At 34.4% G+C, this 17,799-nt stretch carries 17 protein-coding genes; all 17 read left to right on the top strand.

Translation table 11 applies throughout. The features are described 5' to 3' along the window. The first annotated feature begins 184 nt into the window (after positions 1-184). The 17 genes from ACZ446_RS07490 to ACZ446_RS07410 all read left to right on the top strand — a co-directional run bounded on the left by ACZ446_RS07490 (position 185) and on the right by ACZ446_RS07410 (position 17,779). Positions 185-655, top strand: a complete 471-nt coding sequence (locus tag ACZ446_RS07490; protein WP_464391962.1) for a ribosome maturation factor RimP — start codon at positions 185-187, stop codon at positions 653-655. A gap of 18 nt (positions 656-673) precedes the next feature. Further along, positions 674-1,927, top strand: a complete 1,254-nt coding sequence (nusA, locus tag ACZ446_RS07485; protein WP_464391961.1) for a transcription termination factor NusA — start codon at positions 674-676, stop codon at positions 1,925-1,927. A 52-nt stretch (positions 1,928-1,979) separates the two neighbouring features. Continuing rightward, positions 1,980-2,240: an RNase P modulator RnpM gene (rnpM, locus tag ACZ446_RS07480; protein WP_464391960.1), complete on the top strand. Its 261-nt coding sequence runs from the start codon at positions 1,980-1,982 to the stop codon at positions 2,238-2,240. Between the two features lie 30 nt (positions 2,241-2,270). Further along, positions 2,271-4,313, top strand: coding sequence for a translation initiation factor IF-2 (infB, locus tag ACZ446_RS07475; protein WP_464391959.1), 2,043 nt, complete (start codon positions 2,271-2,273; stop codon positions 4,311-4,313). Between the two features lie 12 nt (positions 4,314-4,325). Then, the gene (gene rbfA, locus ACZ446_RS07470) at positions 4,326-4,709 is read left to right on the top strand and encodes a 30S ribosome-binding factor RbfA (protein WP_464391958.1); all 384 of its coding nucleotides are present in this window, start codon (positions 4,326-4,328) and stop codon (positions 4,707-4,709) included. After that, positions 4,693-5,670, top strand: coding sequence for a DHH family phosphoesterase (locus tag ACZ446_RS07465; protein ID WP_464391957.1), 978 nt, complete (start codon positions 4,693-4,695; stop codon positions 5,668-5,670). Before rbfA ends, ACZ446_RS07465 begins: the two co-directional genes overlap by 17 nt. Beyond that, on the top strand, positions 5,663-6,556 hold the full coding sequence (gene truB / locus ACZ446_RS07460; protein WP_464391956.1) for a tRNA pseudouridine(55) synthase TruB: 894 nt from the start codon (positions 5,663-5,665) through the stop codon (positions 6,554-6,556). Before ACZ446_RS07465 ends, truB begins: the two co-directional genes overlap by 8 nt. Positions 6,557-6,572: 16 nt before the next feature. Then, positions 6,573-7,496, top strand: coding sequence for a bifunctional riboflavin kinase/FAD synthetase (locus tag ACZ446_RS07455; protein ID WP_464391955.1), 924 nt, complete (start codon positions 6,573-6,575; stop codon positions 7,494-7,496). 99 nt (positions 7,497-7,595) lie between these two features. Next, positions 7,596-7,862 carry a 30S ribosomal protein S15 gene (rpsO, locus tag ACZ446_RS07450; RefSeq protein WP_464391954.1) on the top strand — a complete coding sequence of 89 codons (267 nt, stop codon included), beginning with the start codon at positions 7,596-7,598 and terminating at the stop codon, positions 7,860-7,862. Between the two features lie 61 nt (positions 7,863-7,923). Then, positions 7,924-10,014 (top strand): polyribonucleotide nucleotidyltransferase, encoded by a 2,091-nt coding sequence (locus ACZ446_RS07445; RefSeq protein WP_464391953.1) that lies wholly within the window; start codon positions 7,924-7,926, stop codon positions 10,012-10,014. A 57-nt stretch (positions 10,015-10,071) separates the two neighbouring features. Then, a complete protein-coding gene (locus tag ACZ446_RS07440) occupies positions 10,072-10,923 on the top strand; it encodes a deoxyribonuclease IV (RefSeq protein WP_464391952.1) in 852 nt (283 codons plus the stop codon). Between the two features lie 2 nt (positions 10,924-10,925). Next, a complete protein-coding gene (locus ACZ446_RS07435; RefSeq protein ID WP_464391951.1) occupies positions 10,926-13,382 on the top strand; it encodes a helicase C-terminal domain-containing protein in 2,457 nt (818 codons plus the stop codon). Beyond that, positions 13,379-14,311 carry a cell wall hydrolase gene (locus tag ACZ446_RS07430; RefSeq protein WP_464391950.1) on the top strand — a complete coding sequence of 311 codons (933 nt, stop codon included), beginning with the start codon at positions 13,379-13,381 and terminating at the stop codon, positions 14,309-14,311. The genes ACZ446_RS07435 and ACZ446_RS07430 overlap by 4 nt, the downstream gene beginning before the upstream one ends. 11 nt (positions 14,312-14,322) lie before the next feature. Further along, positions 14,323-15,129: a polysaccharide deacetylase family protein gene (locus tag ACZ446_RS07425; RefSeq protein ID WP_464391949.1), complete on the top strand. Its 807-nt coding sequence runs from the start codon at positions 14,323-14,325 to the stop codon at positions 15,127-15,129. Continuing rightward, the gene (gene dut / locus ACZ446_RS07420; protein WP_464391948.1) at positions 15,119-15,559 is read left to right on the top strand and encodes a dUTP diphosphatase; all 441 of its coding nucleotides are present in this window, start codon (positions 15,119-15,121) and stop codon (positions 15,557-15,559) included. The genes ACZ446_RS07425 and dut overlap by 11 nt, the downstream gene beginning before the upstream one ends. Positions 15,560-15,573: 14 nt before the next feature. Further along, on the top strand, positions 15,574-16,503 hold the full coding sequence (gene thrB, locus ACZ446_RS07415; RefSeq protein ID WP_464391947.1) for a homoserine kinase: 930 nt from the start codon (positions 15,574-15,576) through the stop codon (positions 16,501-16,503). Beyond that, positions 16,496-17,779, top strand: a complete 1,284-nt coding sequence (locus tag ACZ446_RS07410; RefSeq protein ID WP_464391946.1) for a homoserine dehydrogenase — start codon at positions 16,496-16,498, stop codon at positions 17,777-17,779. The genes thrB and ACZ446_RS07410 overlap by 8 nt, the downstream gene beginning before the upstream one ends. Positions 17,780-17,799 lie beyond the last annotated feature (20 nt).

The raw sequence follows: 17,799 nt of genomic DNA, 5'->3' as shown, positions 1-17,799 counted from the left end.
AATATTTTCCATACTCTCGGCATCCTTAAAAAACTTGCAAGTCTAAAAAAGCTGTGATAGAATTATAAAGGAAAGAGTTCTGATAAATACTAATGTTGATTTTTAGGAGTGGGGATGTCTTCCCACTCTTTTATTATAGTTTAAGTAAATTTTTTTAAAAAAATTAAATATTTAAGAAAGAGGGGTGTTTTATTTGGGGAAAGTTGCTGATACAGTAACAGATTTTGTGCTTCCAATTGCCCATAGTGAAAATTTAACATTAATTGACGTTGAATTTCTAAAAGAAGGCAGTGATTGGGTTCTTCGTATCTTCTTAGAAAACAAAGATGGTGATTTAACTATCGAAGAATGTGAAAAAGTAAGTCGAGCTTTAAGCATTATTCTAGATGAAGAAGATCCTATTGACAAGAGTTATATATTAGAAGTTTCTTCTCCGGGGCTTGAACGGCCTCTTAAAACTGAAGAGGATTTTGAACGTTTTCAGGGAGAATTAATTGCAGTAAAAACTTTTAAGAAAATAGATGGTGAAAAAGAATTTATTGGTTCTCTAAAGAAATTTGAAGACCAAAAAATAACTTTAATTCTTAAAAATGATGAAGAATTAACTATTGATTATAATTTAGTAGCAAGAGCTAATTTAACTTTTGAAATTTAATATTAAGGGGGGAAAAGCATGAATGTAGAATTCATTCAGGCCCTGGATGATATAGAAAAAGATAAAGGTATATCTAAAGATGTATTGTTGGAGGCCATTGAAACAGCTTTAGTTTCAGCTTATAAAAAAGATTTTGGTTCTAAAGATAATGTAAGGATTGAAATATCAGCTGAAGCGGGGGAAGTTAAAGTTTATTCCCGCAAGGAGGTTGTAGAAGAAGTTGAGAATGGAAATAGTGAAATATCCTTAACTGAAGCTGAAAGAATAGACAGCAAGTATACAATCGGTGATATAGTAGAAATTGAAGTAACTCCGGCTAATTTTGGTCGGATTGCAGCCCAGACTGCTAAACAGGTTGTGATGCAGCGAATCAGAGAAGCAGAAAGAGATGTTATCTTTGATCAATACAAAGAAAAAGAAGATGAGCTGATCACAGGAACAATTCAGCGCTTTCATAATGATAATATCCTAATTGATATGGGAAAAACTGAGGCACTGCTGCCACCTTCTGAGCAGATAGCTGGTGAAAGGTATGAAATCGGGGAAAGAATTAAACTTTATGTAGTTGAAGTGAGTACAACTAATAAAGGACCTAGAATTTTAGTTTCCAGGACTCATCCTGGATTATTAAAAAGACTTTTTGAAATAGAAGTTCCTGAAATTTTTCAAGGTTTAGTTGAAATCAAAGCAGTTGCTAGAGAAGCCGGTCAAAGATCTAAAATGGCAGTTAGCAGTTCTGACAGTCAGGTTGATCCTGTAGGAGCCTGTGTAGGTCCTAAAGGGATGAGAGTTCAGGCTGTTGTGGATCAATTAAATAATGAGAAAATTGATATTGTAAAATGGGATGATGACCCAGAAGTATTTGTTGCAAACGCTTTAAATCCAGCTGAGGTTGTTAGCGTGGATATTAATAAATCTGATAAAATTGCTGAAGTTGTTGTACCAGACTTTCAACTATCATTAGCAATCGGTAAAGAAGGTCAAAATGCCAGACTTGCAGCAAAGCTAACTGGCTGGAAAGTAGATATCAAAAAGGAATCTGAAGTTGAAGCTGAACCAGAAAATATTGAAGAAATTAAAGCAGATGCATCTAAACTTACAGCCAGTTTGGATGATTTTGAAGAACAAGCAGACGAAAATCAGTCTGAGCTTGAAGGAACAGCTTCATCAGAATTAGACCCAGATGCTGATGCTGAAGAAGCCAATGAGGATTTAATTGATGAGATTTCAGATGAAGTAGAAGAATTAGATAAAAATATAGACGAAAAGTAAAAAATGATGGAATTTATTGTGCTAACTAAAAAAATCTTAAGGAGGATTGAGATTGCAGAGCAGAAGTCCTATTCGTAAATGTGTAGGTTGTGGTGCCAGAAGAGACAAGATTGAACTTTTAAGAGTGGTGAATAATAAAGGAGAAATTTTAGTTGATCCGGGAGGAAGAACCCCCGGAAGAGGTGCTTATCTCTGTCCTAATATGGATTGCTTAGATAAAGCAGTAGAAAAAAATTCACTAAAAAAAGCATTAAAGATTGATATTTCTGATGAAATTTATGAACAAATTTCGGAGGAGATTAAACATGATTAACTAACAGCAGAATATTTTGGAGGTGCAAGTATGGCAAAAATTAGAGTATATAATCTGGCTCATGAGCTGGATATGGATAGTAAAGAAGTAATAGAATTATTAAATGATCTTGATATTGAAGTATCAAGTCATATGAGTACGATAACTGATGAAACAGCAGAACTTGTAAAGGGTATGTATGCAGGTGATAACACTGCAGCAGAAAATGAAGAGGCACATAAAGAGGCTGTTAAAGCTGAAGCTGAGAGTAAAGAAGCTGAAAAAAATGCAGCTGAAGAAGCTGTGGAAGCTGATATTGAAGCTGAAGAAGAAGATGATGCAGTAGAAATTGAAACTCCAATTACAGTTAAAGAGTTTGCTGAAGAAATTGGTGAAGCTCCTAATAATTTAATTGTAGAATTAATGAATATGGGAGTTATGGCTAATGTAAATCAGAGTCTTGATGAAGATACTCTGGAATTATTAGCTGAAGAAATTGGAGTTAAAATTAAGTTTAAATCGGAAGAGGAAGAAACTGCTCAAATGAGGGTTGGACCTGAGATTGAAGATAAAGAAGAAGATCTTAAACCTCGTCCCCCAATTGTAACAGTAATGGGTCATGTTGACCACGGTAAAACAACTCTTTTAGATGTAATCAGAAAAAGTAGAGTTGCCGGCAGTGAAGCTGGAGGAATTACCCAGCATATCGGTGCTTATCAGGCAGAAGTTAATGATAAATTAATAACTTTTATTGATACACCCGGTCACGAAGCTTTTACAGCTATGAGAGCACGTGGTGCTCAATTAACTGATATTGCAATTTTAGTTGTAGCAGCTGATGATGGAATTATGCCTCAAACAGAAGAAGCAATTAACCATGCTAAAGCTGCAGGTATTCCAATCATTGTTGCAATTAACAAAATTGATAAAGCAAATGCCCAACCAGAAAGAGTTAAACAGGAATTAACCGAATATGGTTTAGTTCCAGAAGATTGGGGTGGAAATACAATTTGTGTTAATGTTTCTGCACTGCAGGAGCAAAACATTGATGAACTTTTAGAAATGATTATTTTGGTTTCTGAAATGGAAGAATTAAAGGCAAATCCTAACCGTCTGGCAGAAGGTGTTGTAATTGAGGCTGAACTTGATAAAGGTAGAGGCCCAGTAGCAACTATTCTGGTTAAAAACGGTACTTTGAAAATTGGTGATCCTATTTTAGCTGGTTTAACTTCTGGTAGAGTTAGAGCTATGTTTAACGAATATGGAGACTCTTTAGATGAAGCCGGACCAGCCGCAGCTGTTGAGGTGCTTGGTTTTAATGAGGTGCCAGCTGCCGGAGACTTTGTCCAGGCCCTAGAAGATGAGAGAATGGCCAGAGATGTGGCTTCTGACCGTCAGGCAGAAAGAAGGCAGGCTGAACTGCAGTCTGATGCAAAGGTTTCTTTAGATGACCTTTATAAGCAGATTCAGGAAGGTGAAGTTAAGGAACTTAATATTATTATTAAGGCTGATGTTCAGGGTTCTATTGAGGCTTTAAAAGCTTCGCTTTTAAGACTGGGAACAGACGAGGTTACTGTTAATGTTATTCACACCGGTGTTGGTGGAGTAAATGAAACTGATGTTAACCTGGCGAGCGCTTCAAATGCAATTATTATTGGTTTTAATGTAAGACCGGATAATAATGCAATCAAAGCTGCTGAAAAAGAACAGGTAGATATTAGAACCTATAGAGTTATTTATAAGGCTATTGAAGATATTAAAGATGCGATGGCAGGACTTCTTGATCCTGAATTGAGAGAACAGGTAACTGGTAGAGCTGAAGTTAGAGATACCTTTAAGGTTCCTGATGTAGGAATTATTGCCGGTGCCTATATTACAGACGGTCATGTAAACCGTAATTATGATGCCCGTTTAATTAGAGATGGAGTTGTGATTCATGAAGGAACAATTTCTTCGCTAAAGAGATTTGAAAATGATGTAAGAGAAGTAAAATCTGGTTATGAATGTGGAATTGGAATTGAAAATTATAATGATATCAAAGTTGGAGATATCATCGAATTCTATACTTATAAGGAGATTAAAAGGTCCTTATAGAGGTGAGGTAAAATGTCAAACAAACGTGCAGTAAGAGTTGGAGAATTATTGAAAGAAGAAATAAGTCAAATTGTACTAAGAGAAATGAAAGACCCACGAATTGGTTTTGTCTCTGTAACTGATGTAGAAGTTAGTGGAGATTTAAGACATGCTAAGGTCTTTGTTAGTGTTTATGGAACTGATAAAGAGAAAGAAGAAACTCTGGAAGGTTTACAGCAGGCTCAGGGATTTGTCCGCAAGCTTGTTGGAGAAAGAGTAAAAATTCATCACACACCAGAAATTATTTTCCGCTATGATGATTCTATTGAAAATGGAGTTCACATATCTGAAATAATTAAAGATCTTAAAGAATCAGGAGAGATAAAGGAGTCTGACTCTGATGCAGAAAAAAATTAAAGAAATCATTAATTTAATAAATGAAAATGATAACTTTTTAATTGTTGGCCATGTCGGTGCAGATGGTGACAGTATTGGATCAGTAACTGCTTTTACCCGCCTGTTAAGAATTAAAAACAAAAAAGCCAGAGCCTATCTTAATCGAGATACTCTGGCTCCTTTTTCTTTTTTAGAGGCTGAGGGTGAGGCAATTTATACAGACTCTAAGGAATTAAAGGAAGATCTTGCTGCTGAAAATTATATTTTAATAACTCTTGATTCTGGAAATTTAGATCGGGTAGATCTGGATCAAGAAATAATTACTAAGGCAGACTTTATAATTAATATTGACCATCATGCAGATAACAGTCATTTTGGCAGAATTAATTTAGTTAAGCCTGATCAAGCAGCAGTTGGTGAAATAATTTATAATTTCGCTGTAGAGATGATTGGTTCTGACCTACCTTTACAGATAGCTGAGCCTCTGGCAACTGCGATTATTACCGATACAGGTGCTCTGCGCTATGAGAATACTTCTTCGCGAGTTTTGAGAATTTTAGCTGAATTGATGGATGCTGGAGTAGACATCTACAAAATTAACAAAAAAATATTTGGCAGCATTAGTTATAAAGCCTTAGTTTTAAAGGGACTTGCTCTTGCCACTCTCGAAAGAAGCAAAAATGGTAAAATAGCCTGGCTTCATGTCAGCCGTCAGATGATGCATGAAGCAGAGACAGATTATACCGAAGGTTTGGTCAGCATGGCCAGAGATATTGAAGATGTTGAAATCGGAATTCTTTTTACCGAAGAAGAAGAAACTGAAATAAAGGTCAGTCTGCGTTCTAATTTTTATGCAGAGGTAAATAAACTGGCAGCAGAATTTAATGGTGGTGGCCACCCTAGAGCTGCAGGTGCTACTGTCGAAAAGACTCTTTCGGAAACAATAAATTCAGTTGTGGAGGCTGCGAAAAAATATGTTTAATGGTACAGCAAATATTTTGAAACCGCCCGGGATTTCTTCATTTGCACTTATTAAAAAGCTTAGAGGGATTTTAGGTGAAAAAAAGGCTGGTCATACAGGTACTTTAGATCCCGCTGCAGCTGGTGTTTTAGGTGTTTGTTTTGGTAAAGCGACAAAAATTATTCCGTTTTTAGATGACAGCCGTAAAGAATATATCTGTGAAATGAAATTAGGAACTAGAACAGATACTCTGGATTTAGAAGGCGAGATTATTAGAGAAGATTTAAACTGGAATCGTTTAACTGCAGCTGAGGTTGAGAGAGCTGTTCATAAATTTCAGGGTAAAATACAGCAGATTCCACCAATGTATTCTGCTCTGCATTATCAGGGAGCACGCCTCTATCAGTTGGCCAGACGTGGGATTGAAGTTGAGCGTCAGAGCAGGGAAGTTGAAATTTTTAAGATTGAACTTTTAGAAATTAACCTGCCTTTAATTCGTTTTAGAGCTGAAGTTTCAAGAGGAACTTATATTCGATCTCTGGTCAGAGATATTGGTGAACAACTGAAGACAAATGCAGTTATGACCTTTTTGCTGCGGACAAAATCAGGTCCTTTTAAACTGGAGGACTCTGTTAGTTTCGAAGAGGTTGAAAAATATGGTGGAGCTATTTTGCAGGAAAGTCATGAAATTTTAGATCTGCCGCACTATACTATTAAAGATGAAGAATATCAGAGAGCAGAAAATGGCAATTATTTAATCAAAGAAAATTTTGTAGAATCAGAAATTGATTTAGAAATTGAGGATTATTTTTTGCTTTTTTCAGAAGCAGGAGATTTTTTAGCTATTAGTCAATATCAAGTTGTAGATGATTATCCAATCTATCAACCACATAAAGTTTTTATTTAATGCTGGAGGAAATGATATGCAGGTTATAACAAGCATAGAATATAATAAATATAAAAAAAGCAATACCTGTCTCGCAATTGGGGCCTTTGATGGTCTGCATAAGGGCCATCAATTAATTATAAATGAGGCAGTAAAAGAGGCTAGAGATAATAATTATCCGGCTGCAGTTTTATCTTTTCATCCTCATCCCTTAAAAATAATTCATGGGAAAACTCCCCCACCCTCAATTGTATCCCGCAGACAAAAAATTTCAATTCTGCAGGAAATGGGAGTAGATTATTATTTTGAACAGGAATTTAACCAGGAATTTGCAGCTTTAAGAGCTGAAGAATTTATAAATGAAATTTTAATAGATAAAATTCGAATTAACACTGTTGTGGTGGGTGATGATTTTCGTTTTGCCCATAAAAATGAAGGTAATGTCGAAATATTAAAAGAAATGGGAAGCCTTCACGGTTATCATGCTAAAATCATTTCACAACTGCATGCCAGTGATGATCGTATTTCTAGTACCAGAATCAGACATCTTTTAAAACATGGTAAAATAAAAAAGGCTAAAAAATTGCTTGGTAGACCATATCAGATGTGTGGAAAAGTCGTGCATGGGAAAAAAATCGGACGAAAGCTGGGTTTTCCAACTGCAAATTTAAAGTTGGAAACTCATTATGCTCTGCCACCAGAAGGGGTTTATGCAGCTAAAGTTAAATTTGATGGCAGAGAATATATTGCTGCAGCAAATTTAGGTTATAATCCAACTTTTAATAATCAAGATATTTCTTTTGAAGTTTATATTCTAGATTTTGATGATAATCTTTATGACAAAAGAATATGTGTAGATATTATTGAATTTATTCGAGAAGAAAAAAATTTCAATAACAAAGAAGAATTAATTGCCCAAATGGAGCAAGATGTTCTTTACACACGTAATCTTTTGTGTTAAAATTATAAGGAAAGTTTTAAATTACCACTTGCTAGGATTACGACACTCCGACGTTATCTTGGCTTGTGGCGAATGAGTTTTACAGGAGGTGAATTTAATATGTTAAGTAAAGAGAAAAAGCAAGAAATTATTAAGGAATATCAGTTAGAAGAAGGCGATACTGGATCAACTGAAGTCCAGGTAGCACTTTTAACAGCAAGAATTGCTGAATTAACCGAACACTTAAAAGATCATAAGAATGATCATCATTCAAGAAGAGGTCTTCTAAAGATGGTTGGTACTAGAAGAAAATTATTAAGATATTTACAAAATAATGATGTTCTGCGTTATCGTGAACTTATTTCTAAATTAGGAATTCGCGGTTAATAATGCACACTAAAAGAGCGGGGCAATCCCCGCTCTTTATTTGAATAAGGAGGAAAAAAATATGAAAGAATGGACAATTGATTTTGCCGGTGATGAATTTAATTTACAAACCGGTAAGGTGGCCAAACAGGCCAATGGATCAGTAGTAGTCCGCTGTGGTGACTCACAGGTTTTAGTTACAGCAACTATGGATGATCCAAGACCAGGAATGAACTATTTCCCATTGATGGTTAATTATGAGGAAAGAGTCTATGCGATCGGACAGATTCCTGGTAGTGTTATGAGAAGAGAAGGAAGACCGAGAGATGAAGCAACTTTAGCTGCTAGAGTAATTGACCGCTCTATCAGACCACTATTTCCAGACGGATACAGACGTGATGTACAGATAGTTGCTACAATTTTATCTGTAGATGATGATCATGATCCGGAAGTTCTGGCTTTAAATGGTGCTTCTGTTGCCCTAACTCTATCTGATATTCCTTTTGCTGGCCCAATTGGGGGAGTAAAAGTTGGATTAGTTGACGGAGAAATTGTTATTAATCCAGATGCAGAGGAAAGAGAAAACAGTGATCTTGACCTGGTAGTAGCAGGAAGTAAAGATGCAATTATGATGGTAGAAGCCAGTGCTAATGAGGTAAGTGAAGAAAAAATCTTAGAAGCAATGGATGCTGCTCATGAGGAAATTAAAAAGTTTATTTCTCTGCAGGAAGATATTAGAGAAGAAGCTGGCAAAGAAAAGAAACCATTTGAATCTCCAACTGTAGATGATGAAATTCAGACACAGGTTGATCAGATTCTGGAAGAAAAAATGAAAGAAGCAATTCAAATTCAGGATAAAAAGCCAAGAAATAAGAGGCTGGATGAGTTAAAAGAAGAATTAAAAACAACTATCAATCCTGATGAAGACGAAGAAATAAATGATCAGCTTGAATTAGCTTTTGAAAAAATGATTAAGAAGTCTGTTAAAAGCTTAATTATTGATGATGGAGTTCGTCCTGATGGTAGAGAATATGATGAAATTAGACCTATCTGGGCTGAAGTTGATTTTGTACCAAGAGCTCATGGATCAGGTATCTTTACCAGAGGTGAAACCCAGGCTTTAAGTGTTTTAACTCTAGGTTCAGCTAGAGATGAGCAGACAATATTTGGACTCGGTGAAAATGAGACCAAACGCTATATGCACCATTACAATTTCCCATCTTTCTGTGTTGGTGAAACATCTCCAATGCGTTCACCAGGAAGAAGAGAAATTGGACACGGTACTTTAGGTGAAAAAGCTTTACTGCCGGTTATTCCTTCTGAAGAAGATTTTCCTTATACAATCAGAATTGTTTCTGAGGTATTAGAATCAAATGGATCTTCATCTCAGGCAAGTATCTGTGGTAGTAGTTTAGCATTAATGGCTGCCGGTGTACCAATTAAAGCACCAGTTGCAGGTATTGCTATGGGACTAATGAAAAAAGATGATGAGATTGTTGTTCTATCTGATATTCAGGGCTTTGAAGATTTCCATGGAGACATGGACTTTAAAGTTGCTGGAACCAAAGATGGTATTACAGCCTTACAGATGGATATGAAATTAAAAGGTCTATCTTCTGAAGTTTTAAAAGAAGCATTAGCCAAAGCTAAAAAAGGTAGAATGCATATTATGGATAAGATGCTGGAAGTTATTCCAGAACCTCGTCCTGAATTATCTAAAAATGCACCTGCAATCATCACTATGAACATTGATCCTGAAAAGATCAGATTTGTTATTGGTCCTGGTGGTAAGATGATCAATAAAATTATTGATGAAACTGGAGCTGACATTGACATTGAAGACGATGGCCTAGTTAAAATTATGACTGAAGATCAGGAAGGCGGCCAGAAAGCAAAAGAAATGATCGAGCGCCTGACTGAAGAAGTAGAAGTCGGAAAGATCTATCAGGGTAAGGTTAAAAGAATTATGAACTTTGGTGCCTTTGTAGAGATTCTGCCAAACAAAGAAGGCCTTGTTCACATTTCTAAATTAGCTGATCACCATGTAAAAGAAGTTGGTGACGTTGTTTCTGTAGGAGATGAAATCCCTGTAAAAGTTATTGAAATAGATAACCAGGATAGAATTAATTTATCTCTAAAAGATGCAAAAAAAGAACTAGAAGATAAAGAATAATTTAAAACCTGACTAGTTAATAAGCCTTAAACTGGTCAAAAATATAGATAACTGGAGATGGATTTTAAGATGATTTTGGGTAAACATGTTTCTATAGCTGGCGGCCTTGATAAATCCTTTAAAAGAGCAGCTGATATTGGCTGTAATTCAATGCAGATTTTTGTCAAAAATCCACGTGGCTGGAAAATGCGTGAAGTTGAGGCAGAGGAAGCAGAAAGATTTAGGGCGGCAAGAAAAAAATATAGGATTGATCCAGTTGTAGTACATGCTGCTTACCTGATTAATCTGGCATCTCCAAAAAAGGAATTATGGGAAAAATCAATTTCAGCTCTTAAGTCTGAATACCAGCGCTGTGACAGGCTCGGAGCTGAATACCTGATTTTTCATCCAGGCAGCCATACAGGTTCTGGCCTGGAAAGTGGAATTCAAAAAATTGCAGAGGCTTTAAATAAAATTTTAACTGAAGTTGAAAGTGAGACTTTAATTCTTTTAGAAAACACTGCTGGAGCAGGTACAAGTATTGGAGAAGAATTTTCACAGCTTAAGTCTATTCTAGAAGCTGTAGATCATCCGGAACGAATTGGTATCTGTGTTGACAGCTGTCATGCTTTTACTGCTAAATATAATTTGAAAGAAGCAAAAGGCTTAGAAGAGTTAATTGCAGATTTTGATAAGCTTATTGGGCTAGAAAAGTTAAAGGTTATTCACCTTAATGACTCAAAATATGACTGCTGTACAAATAAAGATGAGCATGCTCATCTTGGAGAAGGTAAAATTGGGAGTGAAGCTTTTAAAAGACTAATCAATCATCCTCAATTAAAGGATAAAGTTTTTATTTTAGAAACACCTCAGTTTGATAAAAAAAAAGATGATGATGTTATATTATTAAAAAAACTAAGGGAGGACTAAAGTTGCCTGCTAGTGCTGAAATGTTATTAGAAGTTGGAAATACAATTAAAAACGAAATTGAAGCAGCTTCTGGTAATGAAATATTTATGAGAGCTCAATTAAATAATAAGAATATCATTGAAGATATAGAAGTGCTGGCAAGAGGTAATAGTTATTCCGCTCCGGCTGTGATTAACAATTTAATGGCAGGAGAAATGATTATTCACAACCACCCCTCTGGTGACCTGACCCCATCAGCTGCTGACATCAGGCTGGCTGCAAAAATGGCAGAAAGAGAAGTTGGCTTTGCGATTGTAAATAATCAGGCTGACCATATTTATGTTGTGGTTGAGGCTGGAACAAAAAAAGAAAAGAAAAAATTAGATAAAAAAGAAATTTTAAGTTATTTTAAAAAAGAGGGTAAGCTGGCCCAGGAAATTGATAATTTTTCGGAAAGAAAAGAACAGCTTCAAACAGCTGAAAAAATTATTGATTCCTTTAATAGACATCAATTTGATTTTATTGAAGCGGGTACAGGTACTGGTAAATCGTTTGCCTATTTAATCCCAGCTCTTTTTTATAATAATTTAAATCAGGCCAGAATTGTTGTTTCTACAAATACAATTAACTTACAGGAACAGCTGATAAACAAAGACCTAATCACTTTACAGAGGGTTCTGGGCTTTGATTTTAATGCTGTTTTAGTTAAAGGTAGAAACAATTATCTCTGCCTCCGTAAATTTAAAAACTTCAAAAAGAATTTTGAAAATGATGAATTAGCAATTGAAGCAGATCTTTTTAATGAATTAAATGACTGGAAAAAACAGACCGAAGCTGGAGAAAAATCTGAAATAAACTTTCAGCTAAATAAATCAATCTGGAATCAAATTGCTGCTGAGAGTGATCTCTGTTTAAAAACTTCCTGTCCATTTTATTCTAACTGTTATTTTATGCAGGCTAGAAAAGCTATCTATAAGGCTGATATTTTAATAGTAAATCATCATCTTCTTTTATCTGATGCCAGAGTTAAAGATGATACTGGCTCTGCTGATCGAGGAATTTTACCAAATTTTAATCATTTAATTATTGATGAGGCTCATAATATTGGAGAAATTGCGACAGATCATTTAGGACATCCCTTATATCAACCTTTACTTGATAACTGGCTAAAAAGACTAAGTGGTGACAAAAACTCTCTTTTATCAGAAATTCGGGAAGATATAGCCTTTGCTGTAGATAGTGATCAGAAAAGATTAAGAGATATTTTAGATAAAAGAATTATTCCAACAACCCAAAAAATAAGGGATTTAATTCCGCAATATTTTAATGAGTTAAAAGATTTAATTGCAGACTATAAAGATAAGAAGATTACAGTCGATCAAAAACTACAGTCACAGCCAAAATGGCAGGAGTTTCATCAAACTGCCCAGGATTTAGCTGCCTATTTAAAAAATGATTTTTCTTTTTTACAAATTATATATGAGAATTTGTATCTTGGTTTAGAAGCTGAGACTGATGAAAGTGAAATGAAAATTAAATCAAGTATTAATCGCTGTCATGATTTGATTAAGAGGATAGAATTCAATTTGGATGCAGCAGATGATGACTTTGTTTTTTGGTTGGAATCAAGCTATTATCGCGGCTCTGAACAGATAGTTCAGAAATCAGCTCCGATAGATGCTGGTAAATTTTTGCCAGATATGCTGTGGTCAAAATTAACAAATGTAATTTTTACTTCTGCTACTATAACTGCTGCTAATTCTTTTGATTATTTTTACCGAGAAACTGGTATAAAAAAAGCTGAAGAACTAAAGGTGGAGTCCCCTTTTGATTATTCCAAGCAGGCAGAGTTATTGATACCAGTTGATTTCCCCGATCCTGGTAATAAAAATTTTTTAAAAGAGCTTGTTCTTAATTTAAAAAAGATAATTTCTAAAAGCAGAGGCTCAACAATGGTTTTATTTACCTCATACAGAATGCTCAGTTATTGTTATAATAACCTGAAAGACGAGTTAGAAGAATTGGGAATTAGGATTTTATCTCAGTCAAAATTATCAAGAAATTATATAATGCAGGAATTTAGATCTGAGTATAATACAGTTATTTTTGGAACCTCAAGTTTCTGGGAAGGTGTAGATTTACCTGGAGATATTTTAAGGTATTTAGTTATGGTAAAACTTCCTTTTCCCGTCCCGGGAGAGCCTTTATATCAGGCGAAAGAAGATTTATTAAAAGCAGAGGGGCTAAACCCCTTCTATAATTTGGCTTTACCACAGGCGGTAATTAAATTCCGTCAGGGCTTTGGTCGTTTAATCCGTTCAAAAAAGGATAAGGGTCTAATAATTTTATTTGACCGCCGAGTTAAAACCAGATCATATGGACAGAAATTTTTAGATTCACTACCGGAAGGCTGCCCTGTGAAGGAACTTAATTGTCACAAACTGGTTGAAAAAATAGATGATAATGGAGCTAAAATATGATAAAAAATAAATTATTCATATCAACAACTTTAATTTTTTTAATACTAATTTTCTTTTCAGCAGTTATCTATGCTGCTCCCAGCCTGAGTCTGATCTATGTAATTCAGCAGGGGGATACACTTTCTGAAATAGCAGATGACTATGGTATTAGTTTAGAGCAGCTGAAGGCAAAAAACAATATCACAAATGAAGCTAGTATAAAAATGGGTGATGAATTAATAATTCCACAGCTAGAATCTAAAAGCAAAGATTCTAATCAAAGTGCTAAAGAGATTTTTACTGATTATAAATCTGAAAAAGAAAGTCTTTCTTTTTCAATAAATACCCATTATGCTGCCAGAATTAATCCGGGCCATCAGGCACCTGATATCGATAAAATACCAAGAGACAAGATTATTGATTATTATGTAGGACCTGGAGATACACTGTATGATTTAGCCCGCGATTTCAGCACCACAATTGGTACAATTTTAGCTTTAAATAATAAAAGTAATAGCTTTTTAAGAAGTGGAGAAAAAATTAGATTACCTGTTCATAATTTAACTTCACACCAAATTTTAAATAAAAGAGTGAGCAAACAGGAGCTTAATCTTTTAGCAAGAGCAATTTACGGTGAATCTAGAGGTGAGCCTTACTTAGGTCAGGTAGCTGTTGCTGCAGTTATTATAAATCGAGTCCTTAGTCGTCAATTTCCCAACACGTTTGCTCAGGTAATTTATCAGGGAGGGCAGTTTTCCGCTGTCAGTGATGGTCAGATTAATCTAACTCCAAATCAGAAAGCATATAGAGCAGCAAGGGACGCTTTAAATGGCAGTGACCCAACAAATGGAGCTCTCTATTTTTATAATCCCAAAACTGCAACTAGAGTAAGTTTCTTTCGGGGAAGAAGAGTCATTACTAAAATTGGGGATCACGTTTTTATAGAATAGGGGTGAACCGTTTGTATAATAGAACAAATAAAACTTTCCAGCTTTTTTATTTAAAGCTGGCTTCTTTTTTTATTCTAATTTTTATTTTTACTTTCAGCTTTACAGCTGGAGCTTCCGAAGATATGGCTTATTTTGAAGATTACAGCGGCAGCAGGATGGTGCCAATTTATCAGGTAGATCGAACTGATAATAAAATAACTCTCACAGTTGATGGCGCCTGGGGCAGCAATCAAACTGAAGCCCTATTAGATCTTTTTGCTGATGAAGAGATTCCTGTTTCATTTTTCTTTGCTGGAATCTGGCTGGAAAATAATTCTGAATTAGTTAAAAAAATAACTACTGCCGGTCATCAAATCTATAACCATTCCTACAGTCATCCTCATTTTAATTCTTTAAATCAGGCAGAAATAACAGAGGAACTGCTTAAAACTGAAGCCATAATTGAAAGTTATCAGGTTAATAAATTAAAATCAAAATTATTTAGAGCTCCATATGGTGAATATAACCAGCTGCTTATTAAAACAGCTAGAGAATTGGGGTATCAGGTTGTCCAGTGGAGTTTGGACTCTCATGACTGGATGGATCCAGGAAAAAACTATATAGTCAATCGAATCAAAAATAATATCAATGCAGGTGATATACTGCTCTTTCATAATGATTCAAATAATATTGTAGAAATTCTTGCCGAAATTATTCCAATGCTGAAAAAAGAATATGAATTTGTCAAAATTGAAGATCTAATCTATAATAATAACTATCAGATTAATTCTCTGACTGGTTTACAAACTAAAATAAAGGATGATGATAATGGAAATTAAAGTAGAAAGGTTGAATAAAGAGATAGAATTACCACAATATCAGCATTATGGAGAAGACGCCGGTCTGGATCTTCATGCAGCTGAAGAACTGACTATAAAAAGTGGTGAATATAAATTAATAAAAACTGGTTTAAAAATTGCTGTTCCAAAAGGCTATGCAGCTTTTGTTTATCCCCGCAGCGGCCTGGCCTTAAAAAAGGGAGTAACTGTCTTAAATGCAGATGGAGTCATAGATTCTGGCTATAGAGGTGAGATTGGTGTAATTTTAATCAACCACGGCCCAGAAGATTTTAAGATAAATCTTAATGATCGGATTGCTCAGTTAATAATACAAAAAGTTAACATCATCGAATGGAATGAAGTTGAAAGTCTAAGTGAAAGTCAGCGTGGGGAAGGCGGTTTTGGCCACACAGGAGTAAAAAAGATATAAGAAAGGAAAATAATATGACTGAAATTAAAGTTCCAGCAACATCAGCAAATCTTGGCCCGGGTTATGATACTTTGGGATTAGCTTTAAATTTATTTAATAATTTTAAAATAAAAAAAAGAGCTGACCAAGAGCTTAAAATTAAGGTAATCGACCAAAATAAAGACCAAGAAATTAAAATAGCTGCTTCAGATAATTTAATTGCCCAGGCTTATCAGAAATACTTTGAGTTTTTAAACAGAGATTTAATTGGAGCAGAAATTGTTGAAGAAATGAATACCCCACTGGCTCGAGGATTAGGCAGCAGTGCTTCAGCAATCATTGGTGGCCTTGCAGCAGCTGCAGTAGTTTCTGAAGAATTGATAACAGAAAAGGATTTTATACAGCTTGCAGTTGAGCTGGAAAAGCACCCTGATAATGTTGTACCTGCACTTGTTGGAGGTTTAACAGTAAATTTTTATTGCAATGATAACTATGATTATTATAAAATAAACGTGGATCAAAATATAAACTGTATTTTATTAGTGCCGGATTATGAGCTTAAAACTGAAAAATTAAGACAGGTTTTACCAGACAAGATAAATTTTTCAGCTGCTATTTCAAACCTTAGCCGGATTAGTCTTTTAACAGCAGCTTTTATTAATCAGGACTATAAATTATTAAAAACTGCAATGGATGATCAGCTCCATCAGCCCTACCGTAAACAGTTAATCAAGGCTTTTGATAAAATAATAGATACAGCCTATCTTAATGGCGCTGCTGGGGCTGCATTAAGTGGAGCAGGGCCGACAATTTTGGCGCTGGCATTAGAAAATGAAGAGTTAATTGCAGCCGAAATGAAAAAAATTTATGATTCACTTGCAATTAATTCAAATTTTTATATAATTAAAGCCTATAATAAAAGTTTATACCAGAGTCTAAAAGAGGAGATATCTAAAAATGGCTAAAGCAGCTTTGATTGCTAACCAGGAATCTTTTAATTCATTTATTAGTTTTTTTGCTAAAAATAAAAACAAAATAGAAAATTTAGCGGGAGAAAAAATAGAACTTGAATTGATTTATAATTTTTCTCCCCAAAAAAAAATTAATTTTAAACAGTTACATATAAAAGACATTAATCCAATAAAAGTAGTGGATAATTTTAAGGAGCTGTTTTCTAATTCTAAAGTCGATATAATTATTGACTTAAGTCAGAATGAAGATTCAGTAAGACATATTACCCAAAGTTTAAAAAATAAAAAAAATGTCATAACCTCAAACAAACAGGTACTTGCAGAAAATTTTGGTGATTTTAAAAGATTTGAAGAAAAATATCAGGCTAAACTTTATTATGCTGCCGCTTTTTCTCCGCTGCCGCTGAAGTCTCTAATTGATAATTTCTTTGCTCTGGATGAAGTCACAGAAATGAATGCTATTTTAAATGCAGCGACTAATTTTATTTTAACTGAGATGGAAAAAAACACTATTTCTATGAAAGAAACACTGGAACAGGCTAAAGAGTTAAGCTATATTGAAGAAAATCCAGAATTAGATTTAGGAGGGCTAGACAGTTTATATGAAATTGTTTTATTAGCAAATTTATTTTATAATATAGCTGTAGATCCTCAATTAATTAAGGTTAAGGGAATTAAGGGAATTACCAGTTATGATTTGATATATGCTTCAGAACTTGGCTATAGAATAAAACTATTAGCTTCAATGAAAAAAGAAAATGGGAATCTTTACATCGGGGTTAGACCAAATTTAATTAGAAGAAATCATTTTTTAGCTTCAGTTAATGAAAATAGTAATGCAGTTGAATTTATCTCAGCTTATAACGCAAAAACTAATTTCATAGCTGAAAACACTGATTCAGCACTGACAAATCTTTTGAGTTTAGATTTGATAAATGCAGTTAAGAATAATAAGAATAAAATTGCTTTTGGTTTAGAAACAGAGATTAAGAATACCTTTGATTTTTACCATAATCAAAAACAATCATTTTATATCAGACTGCAGCTGGAAAAGGATGAAGAAATTATTGAAGAAATAAAAAATATCTTTTCAGAAAAAAATCTGGCAGATTTAATTTTACATGATAACTTAACTGAAACACCCCTGCTGCCAGTTATAATTATAACTAAGGAAATCACGGAAAAAAACTTGGAAATAATACTGCAAGAAGTCGAGAAGCTTAAAGGAGTATTAACTGTTAATAATATTATACCAGTTAAAGCAGAATAATAACTTTATAACAACAGGAA

The organism is Halanaerobium sehlinense (genome assembly GCF_055379485.1).
The sequence above is the reverse complement of the archived record's forward strand: the minus strand, read 5'-3'. Positions and strand labels throughout refer to the sequence as shown.

Excerpts from the sequence above, each read along its gene's own strand:
- nusA (WP_464391961.1), top strand. The coding sequence starts at position 674 with ATGAATGTAGAATTCATTCAGGCCCTGGATGATATAGAAAAAGATAAA.
- infB (WP_464391959.1), top strand. The coding sequence starts at position 2,271 with ATGGCAAAAATTAGAGTATATAATCTGGCTCATGAGCTGGATATGGAT.
- rbfA (WP_464391958.1), top strand. The coding sequence starts at position 4,326 with ATGTCAAACAAACGTGCAGTAAGAGTTGGAGAATTATTGAAAGAAGAA.
- ACZ446_RS07465 (WP_464391957.1), top strand. The coding sequence starts at position 4,693 with ATGCAGAAAAAAATTAAAGAAATCATTAATTTAATAAATGAAAATGAT.
- truB (WP_464391956.1), top strand. The coding sequence starts at position 5,663 with ATGTTTAATGGTACAGCAAATATTTTGAAACCGCCCGGGATTTCTTCA.
- ACZ446_RS07455 (WP_464391955.1), top strand. The coding sequence starts at position 6,573 with ATGCAGGTTATAACAAGCATAGAATATAATAAATATAAAAAAAGCAAT.
- rpsO (WP_464391954.1), top strand. The coding sequence starts at position 7,596 with ATGTTAAGTAAAGAGAAAAAGCAAGAAATTATTAAGGAATATCAGTTA.
- ACZ446_RS07445 (WP_464391953.1), top strand. The coding sequence starts at position 7,924 with ATGAAAGAATGGACAATTGATTTTGCCGGTGATGAATTTAATTTACAA.
- ACZ446_RS07440 (WP_464391952.1), top strand. The coding sequence starts at position 10,072 with ATGGATTTTAAGATGATTTTGGGTAAACATGTTTCTATAGCTGGCGGC.
- ACZ446_RS07430 (WP_464391950.1), top strand. The coding sequence starts at position 13,379 with ATGATAAAAAATAAATTATTCATATCAACAACTTTAATTTTTTTAATA.
- dut (WP_464391948.1), top strand. The coding sequence starts at position 15,119 with ATGGAAATTAAAGTAGAAAGGTTGAATAAAGAGATAGAATTACCACAA.
- thrB (WP_464391947.1), top strand. The coding sequence starts at position 15,574 with ATGACTGAAATTAAAGTTCCAGCAACATCAGCAAATCTTGGCCCGGGT.
- ACZ446_RS07410 (WP_464391946.1), top strand. The coding sequence starts at position 16,496 with ATGGCTAAAGCAGCTTTGATTGCTAACCAGGAATCTTTTAATTCATTT.